Source organism: Mesorhizobium sp. M2A.F.Ca.ET.037.01.1.1 (assembly GCF_003998075.1).
Classification (GTDB): Bacteria; Pseudomonadota; Alphaproteobacteria; order Rhizobiales; family Rhizobiaceae; genus Mesorhizobium.
Map to the genome: position 1 here is coordinate 1 of NZ_RZSA01000299.1, position 6608 is coordinate 6608.

General features: G+C 62.0%; 7 protein-coding genes. 1 reads left to right on the top strand and 6 read right to left on the bottom strand.

The features are described 5' to 3' along the window. Nucleotides 1-95: 95 nt before the first annotated feature. From EOA27_RS16480 to EOA27_RS16505, 6 genes are all read right to left on the bottom strand, one after another. Nucleotides 96-1508 (bottom strand): aspartate aminotransferase family protein, encoded by a 1413-nt coding sequence (locus EOA27_RS16480; protein ID WP_126082592.1) that lies wholly within the window; start codon nt 1506-1508, stop codon nt 96-98. A gap of 73 nt (nt 1509-1581) precedes the next feature. Next, on the bottom strand, nt 1582-2313 hold the full coding sequence (locus EOA27_RS16485; RefSeq protein WP_042642639.1) for a peptidase: 732 nt from the start codon (nt 2311-2313) through the stop codon (nt 1582-1584). Nucleotides 2314-2345: 32 nt separating this feature from the next. Beyond that, the gene (locus tag EOA27_RS16490) at nt 2346-3140 is read right to left on the bottom strand and encodes a transglutaminase family protein (protein ID WP_126082591.1); all 795 of its coding nucleotides are present in this window, start codon (nt 3138-3140) and stop codon (nt 2346-2348) included. Nucleotides 3141-3161: 21 nt separating this feature from the next. Beyond that, nucleotides 3162-4103: an alpha-E domain-containing protein gene (locus EOA27_RS16495; RefSeq protein ID WP_126082590.1), complete on the bottom strand. Its 942-nt coding sequence runs from the start codon at nt 4101-4103 to the stop codon at nt 3162-3164. 132 nt (nt 4104-4235) lie between these two features. Further along, a complete protein-coding gene (locus EOA27_RS16500) occupies nt 4236-5648 on the bottom strand; it encodes a circularly permuted type 2 ATP-grasp protein (RefSeq protein ID WP_042642643.1) in 1413 nt (470 codons plus the stop codon). Between the two features lie 168 nt (nt 5649-5816). Next, on the bottom strand, nt 5817-6053 hold the full coding sequence (locus EOA27_RS16505) for an Lrp/AsnC family transcriptional regulator (protein ID WP_027166286.1): 237 nt from the start codon (nt 6051-6053) through the stop codon (nt 5817-5819). A gap of 210 nt (nt 6054-6263) precedes the next feature. On the opposite strand from EOA27_RS16505, the gene EOA27_RS16510 reads away from it, so the two are divergent. Then, nucleotides 6264-6608, top strand: a 345-nt coding sequence (locus EOA27_RS16510; protein WP_127256707.1) for a DUF4864 domain-containing protein, incomplete at its 3' end; no start/stop codon positions are given.

A 6608-nucleotide genomic window follows, 5' to 3' on the forward strand; every position in this document is an offset into this window, starting at 1 on the left:
ATATCGAAAAACAAAAGCGAAAAAAAGGTATAAGCCGGCTAACGAAAATCATCTGATTGCAAAAGGCAAACCAGCGCGGAACGCGTCCACCCGCCTCAGGACGGGCGGCGGGCAATCTCGGTTATGACGTCGAACGCGGCGGCAACATCGGCCGCCGTCGACTCGAACTGCCCCGCCTGAAAGCGGATCGCCACGCGCCCCTCCACCCGCGTTTGCGTCAGGTAAATGCGGCCGTCGGTGTTGATGGCGTTGACCAAGCGCAGATTGTGCTCGTCCGGATTGGTACCCGATGGCGCTTTGTGCCGGAATGAGAACAGCGACAGCATCGGCTCGCTGACGAGCTCGAAATCCACTTCCCTGGCGAGCCGCGCTGCCAGTCCTTCGCTCCAGGCGACATGATTGCGAATCATGGCGCGCAAGCCCTCGAGGCCATAGGCCCGCAGCAGGAACCAGAGTTTCAGCGCGCGGAAACGACGCCCGAGCGGCACCGACCATTCCGAATAGTTGATGATGCCGTCGTGCCCCAACGTCTTCAAAAACTCCGGCTTTATGGCCAGCGTGCGCACCAGGTCTTCCGGCTGGCGAATAAACTGGATCGAGCAGTCGAACTGCGCACCGAGCCACTTATGCGGATTGAAGACGATGGAATCGGCGCCTTCGACGCCTGCCCAGAAATGCCGGTATTCCGGGCAGATCATCGCCGATCCGGCCCAGGCGGCGTCGACATGCAGGTAAAGCCCGTGCCGCTCCGCGACCGCGGCCACCGCGGCTATGTCGTCGGTGCCGCCAATGCTGGTGCCGCCGACGCAAGCGATGATGCCTGCGGGCAGCAAGCCGGCCGCGCGATCGGCGACGATTGCGGCCTCAAGCGCGGCCGGATCCATGGCGCGAAAACGTCCTGAGACCGGGATGCGGACGAGGTTCTCCTCGCCGATGCCTGAGACCCAGATGGCGCGGTCGATCGAGGTATGGACCTGGTCGGAGGAATAGACGCGCAGCTTGCCCTGCCCGGCCAGCCCCTTTTTGTTGCCCTGCCAGTCGAGCGCCCGCTCGCGCATGGTGAGCACCGCCGCAAGCGTCGCCGACGAGGCTGAATCCTGGATGACGCCGGAAAGGCCCTCGGGTAGGCCAAGCGCTTGGCGCATCCAGTCGACGATGCGCGTCTCGAGCTCGGTCGCCGCCGGCGAGGTCTGCCACAGCATGCATTGCGCGGCCATCGCCGAGACCAGATACTCCGCCACGACCGAGACCGGCGCCGCATTGGCGGGGAAATAGGCGAAGAAGCGCGGATGCTGCCAATGCGTCATGCCCGGCACGATCTTTTCTTCGAAATCGGCGAAGATCCTTTCCATCGGTTCGGCCGTTTCGGGCGGCGAAGCCTCGATGCTCCGGAAGATCTCGCCCGGCGCGATTGCCGGCCGCACCGGACGGTCGCGCAGGCCGGCGCGGTAATCGACGCCCCAGTCGGCCACCCGCCTCGACCAGTCGCGGAATGTCTCGTTGTCCATCTATCCTCCCGACCCCAGCCGCAATGCAGCGGGTAAGCCAGCTAAATGCCCAACCGGCCGCGACGTGCGGACCCTAACCGGGAAAATCCGGCAGGCTGGCAAAGGCCGCCTTCAAGGCGTTCGACCAGCCGTCGGATATGGTGCGGTAATAGGGATCGTCCTGGCCGATGCGCCTATTGAGCCCGACCTTGAAGCTGTCGTTCTCCAGGAACAGCAGATCGAGCGGCAGCCCGACCGAAAGGTTCGATTTCAGCGTCGAGTCGAAGGACACCAGAAGCAGCTTCACCGTTTCGGCCAGGCCCATTGTCCGGTCATAGGCACGGATGATAATCGGCTTGCCGTATTTCGTCTCGCCGATCTGGAAGAAAGGCGTGTCATCGGTCGACTCGATGAAATTGCCTTCCGGGTAGATCATGAACAGCCTGGGCGGACTGCCCTTGATCTGGCCGCCCAGGATGAAGGAGGCGTTGAAGTAGGAATCCGCCTTGTCGCCGTTCGGCGAGGCATGTTCGATGACTTCCTTGACCGTATCGCCGACGAGCCGCACCGTCTGGTACATGGACGGCGTCTCGAGCAGCTTCGGATGACGGTCGCCAACGGCCTTGTTGCGCTCGTCGAGCAGGCTGACCACGGCTTGCGTCGTGGCCAGGTTGCCCGCCGACATCAGCACGATCACGCGCTCGCCAGGCTCTTCCCAGACGTGCATTTTCTTGAAGGTCGAGATCGAATCCATGCCGGCATTGGTGCGCGTGTCCGACATGAACACGAGCCCGCGATCGATCTTGAGGCCGACGCAATAGGTCATGATTCTTCTTTAACAGCGAATCTCGTCGGAAATTACTGCTCTACCGTGACGGTGACGGCAAGCTTCTCTTGCGCCTGCCCCAGCAGTATCCCCGAGACAGGCGAGGCGTCGCGATAGTCGCGCCCCGTCGCCACCCGCACATAGCGTTCGTCGGGAGAAATACCGTTGGCCGGATCAAAGGCAACCCATCCGAGCCCTACGACATAGGCCTCGGCCCAGGCATGGCTGGCGGCCTGCTCGACGTCGGCATCCATCATCAGATAGCCGCTTATATAGCGGGCCGGAAAGCCAAGCGCGACGGCCGCGGCGATGAAGATATGGCTGTGGTCCTGGCAGACGCCGGATTTGAGCGCCAGGGCCTCTTCGGCCGGCGTCACGACGCTGGTCGCGCCTGGCTTGTAGGCAACACGTTCGCGGATCGCGCCCATCAGCGCGTGGAGCCGCTCGATCTCCGTCCCCTGCCCGACCTTGCCGGCCAGTTCACGAATACCGTCGCCGGCGGCGGTGAGCGGCGTCTGCTGCGCGAACAGCCAGAGCGGCGCGTAGCCTTGATGCGGGCCCGTCACGCCCGCCGTGTCATGCGTCGTCACCTCTCCCCGCGCCTCGACGACGATGGCGGTGTGGCCGCTCTCAGCGCTCACCAGCCGCGTGTCGTTGCCGAAATGATCGGTAAAGCGCACCTCCTCGCGTGCGCCTTCGACCTTGATCGCCCAGGAGCCGACGGTCTGCGTACGCCCGCTCAGGGGCAGCAGGCGCAGCCGCTGCAGCAGATATTGCACCGGCGCATCGTAGCGGTACTCGGTGCGATGGGTGATCTTGAGCCGCATGACGCCCGCCCTCAGCCCCGCTCAATGGAACCGGTAATCCTGGGCGATCTCGTCGCCCAGCCTGGTGTTGTCGCGAATGAACTCGGCCAGGAACTCGTGCAAGCCGTGATCGAATATGTCCTTGATCGAGCCTCTATTGAGCAGCGCCTGAATCTTCTCGGCCGTGGCGTGGCAAGCATGGCGCTCGCCATAGTCGTCGGCGAGGAATTTCAGGTGCTCGCCGAGGAAGCGATAGCAGAAGGTCAGCGAGCGCGGCATGCGCACATTGAGGATCAGATAGTCCGCGATATTCGTCGGCTTGTAGTCGGCCTCATAAACCCAGCGATAGGAGCGATGCGCCGACACCGAGCGCAGGATCGACTCCCACTGGTAATTGTCCAGCGTCGAGCCGACCCAAGACAGCGAAGGCAACAGCACATAATACTTCACGTCGAGGATGCGCGCCGTGTTGTCGGCGCGCTCGACATAGGTGCCGAGCTGCGAGAAATCGAAGATTTCGTTGCGCAGCATCGTGCCGTAGAACGAGCCGCGGATCAGAGCCGTCTCGCGCTTGATGGCATCGAGCACCGTCGGCAGGTCGCGCTCGTCGATCGGCCTCGCCAGCATGCGCTTCAGCGACATCCAGGCTTCGTTGATGCTTTCCCAGGTCTCGCGCGTCAGCGCCGTTCGCACCATGCGGGCATTGTTGCGTGCCGTCTCGATCGACGACATCGTGCTCGACGGGTTCGAGGTGTCGCGCAGCAGGAAGTCGGAGACGTTGGCAGCGGTATAGTCCTGGTATTTCTGTGAGAACGCATAGTCGGAGCCGGCGCTGAGCAGCACCGAATTCCATTCCTCTGACGCGTTCTGCGTGCGCGTCAGCGCCATGCGCAGGCCGGCATCGACGAGGCGCGCCATGTTTTCGGCCCGCTCTATATAGCGGTTCATCCAGTAGAGACCGTTTGCGGTGCGGCCAAGAAGCATGTGGATTTGCCTAGTGAATGGTGAATAGTGAATGGTGAATAGTTAGTAGTACCCAGCAACACTTCGTCATTGCCATCCTCTCGTAACTAGGCATCTGACCATTCACCATTTTACCGTTCACCATTCACCGCTCTAGTCGTCGAGTACCCACGTATCCTTGGTGCCGCCGCCTTGTGAGGAATTGACCACCAGAGAACCCTCTTTGAGGGCAACACGCGTTAGCCCACCCGGCACGATCTGGATTCGGTCCGAAACCAGCACGTAAGGCCGAAGATCGACATGGCGCGGCGACAGGCCCTTTTCGGTCAGGATCGGACAGGTCGACAGCGCCAGCGTCGGCTGGGCGATGTAGTTCGAAGGCTTCGCCTGCAGCTTTTTGGCGAACTCCTGGCATTCCTTCTTGGTTGCGGCCGGGCCGACCAGCATGCCGTAGCCGCCAGAGCCGTGCACTTCCTTGATCACCAGCTCGCTGATGTGCTCGAGCACATATTTGAGGCTGTCCGGCTCCGAGCAGCGCCAGGTCGGGATGTTGCCGAGAATGGCCTTGCGGCCGGTGTAGAACTCGACGATCTCCGGCATGTAGGAATAGATCGCCTTGTCGTCGGCGATGCCGGTGCCGGGCGCGTTGGCGATGGTGATGTTGCCGGCGCGGTAGACATCCATGATGCCCGGCACGCCGAGCGCGGAGTCCGGGCGGAAAGTCAGCGGATCGAGGAAAGCGTCGTCGACGCGCCGATAGAGCACGTCGATCTGCTTGTAGCCTTCGGTCGTGCGCATCGCGACATGGCCGTCAACGACCCGCAGATCCTGCCCCTCCACCAGTTGCACGCCCATCTGGTCGGCGAGGAAGGCATGCTCGAAATATGCCGAGTTGTAGGAGCCTGGCGTCAGCACCGCGATGGTCGGCGCGCCCTTGGCGCTTTGCGGCCTGACCGCTGCGAGCGACTGGCGTAGGAGCTGCGGATAATTCTCGACCGGCCGCACCTTGATCTTCTGGAACAGCTCCGGAAAGAGCTGCATCATCGTCTCGCGGTTCTCCAGCATATAGGAGACGCCCGACGGCGTGCGGGCATTGTCCTCCAGCACGTAGAACTCGTTCTCCGATATGCGGACGATGTCGACGCCGATGATATGGGTGTAGACGCCGGCAGGCGGCTTCACCCCGATCATCTCGGGCAGAAAGGCTTCGTTCCTGGCAACGAGATCCCTCGGCACGCGCCCGGCCCGCAGAATCTCCTGGCGGTGATAGATGTCGTCGAGAAAGGCGTTCAGCGCCTGCACGCGTTGCTCGATGCCTTGCGTCAGCCGGCGCCATTCGTGGCCGGAGAGGATGCGCGGCACGATGTCGAAAGGGATCAGCCGCTCGGAAGCTTCCTGCTCGCCATAGACGGCAAAGGTGATACCGGTCTTGCGGAAGACACGCTCGGCGTCCTGCATTTTCTGGGTAAGCCTGGCCGGGTCCTGCTCCTTCAGCCAGCGATCGTAAGCCTCATAAGGTCTTCTCAATCCGGAAACTTCCGGAAGCATTTCATCGAAGGCTGCCAATCGAGTACTCCCCTCTGAGACCATTTCACTGGCCTCGCCGGAGAAAATCAAGCGCAATCGATGATTTAGGAAGCCGTGACGGCCACTCTATGCAAATTGCCTAAATTTAAGGCACAGGCGGCAAGGTCGGGTCAGCCCCTGCTTGTCGACGGGGCATCGCCTGACCGGTCAAAATGCCCGGAAGGTCACGATGGTGAAGGTGTCCTTGATTCCGGGCAGGATCTGTACCCGCTCGTTGACGAAGTGACCGACGTCTTCCTCGTCGTCGACGTAGAATTTGGCCAGCAGGTCGTAATTGCCGGCGGTCGAGTAGATCTCGGAGGCGATCTCGGCGTCGGCAAGCGCGCTAGCGACCTCATAGGCCTTACCGAGGTCGCACTTGATCTGCACGAAAAATGCCTTCATTGCCCGGTCCTGCCGCCTGCATCGTGAATAAGCGGCCCTTGTGGCAGACTGCCGCCCGGCTTTCAAGCTTCACGCGCCGCGCAGCTCAAAGAGTGGCCGATCCCGCCTCCCGGCGCTGAAATGGCGAAACCTTCGCAGCTCGGTGAAACCACGTCATGCCGCGACGCGTATGTTAGAGTCGTTCGCCAGGCGAATTCCGGGAGGCAGCCCATGCGCCGCGCACTGTTCGCGTTAGCTCTTTTTCCAATGCTGATGACCTCGCTTGCCTTCGCCGGCGATGCGGAGGTCAAGGCCGCGCAGACGGTCATCGATAGCCAGCTGAAGGCCTTCATCGCCAATGACGGCGCCGTCGCCTACAGTTTCGCCGCGCCCAATGTGAAGCAGATCTTTCCGACCGTCGACACCTTCATGAACATGGTGACCAACGGCTATGCGCCGGTGCGAAAGCCCCAATCCTATTCCTTCGGCAGGGCCGAGCAGACCGGGCCCGGCTCGATCGTCCAGCAGGTACTGATCGTCGGGCCCGACGGCAAGGATTACGAGGCGGTCTATACG

Bases quoted from the DNA above. Each gene is read 5' to 3' on its own strand.
- EOA27_RS16505 (WP_027166286.1), bottom strand. From the start codon at position 6,053: ATGAAGGCATTTTTCGTGCAGATCAAGTGCGACCTCGGTAAGGCCTAT.
- EOA27_RS16485 (WP_042642639.1), bottom strand. From the start codon at position 2,313: ATGACCTATTGCGTCGGCCTCAAGATCGATCGCGGGCTCGTGTTCATG.
- EOA27_RS16480 (WP_126082592.1), bottom strand. From the start codon at position 1,508: ATGGACAACGAGACATTCCGCGACTGGTCGAGGCGGGTGGCCGACTGG.
- EOA27_RS16490 (WP_126082591.1), bottom strand. From the start codon at position 3,140: ATGCGGCTCAAGATCACCCATCGCACCGAGTACCGCTACGATGCGCCG.
- EOA27_RS16495 (WP_126082590.1), bottom strand. From the start codon at position 4,103: ATGCTTCTTGGCCGCACCGCAAACGGTCTCTACTGGATGAACCGCTAT.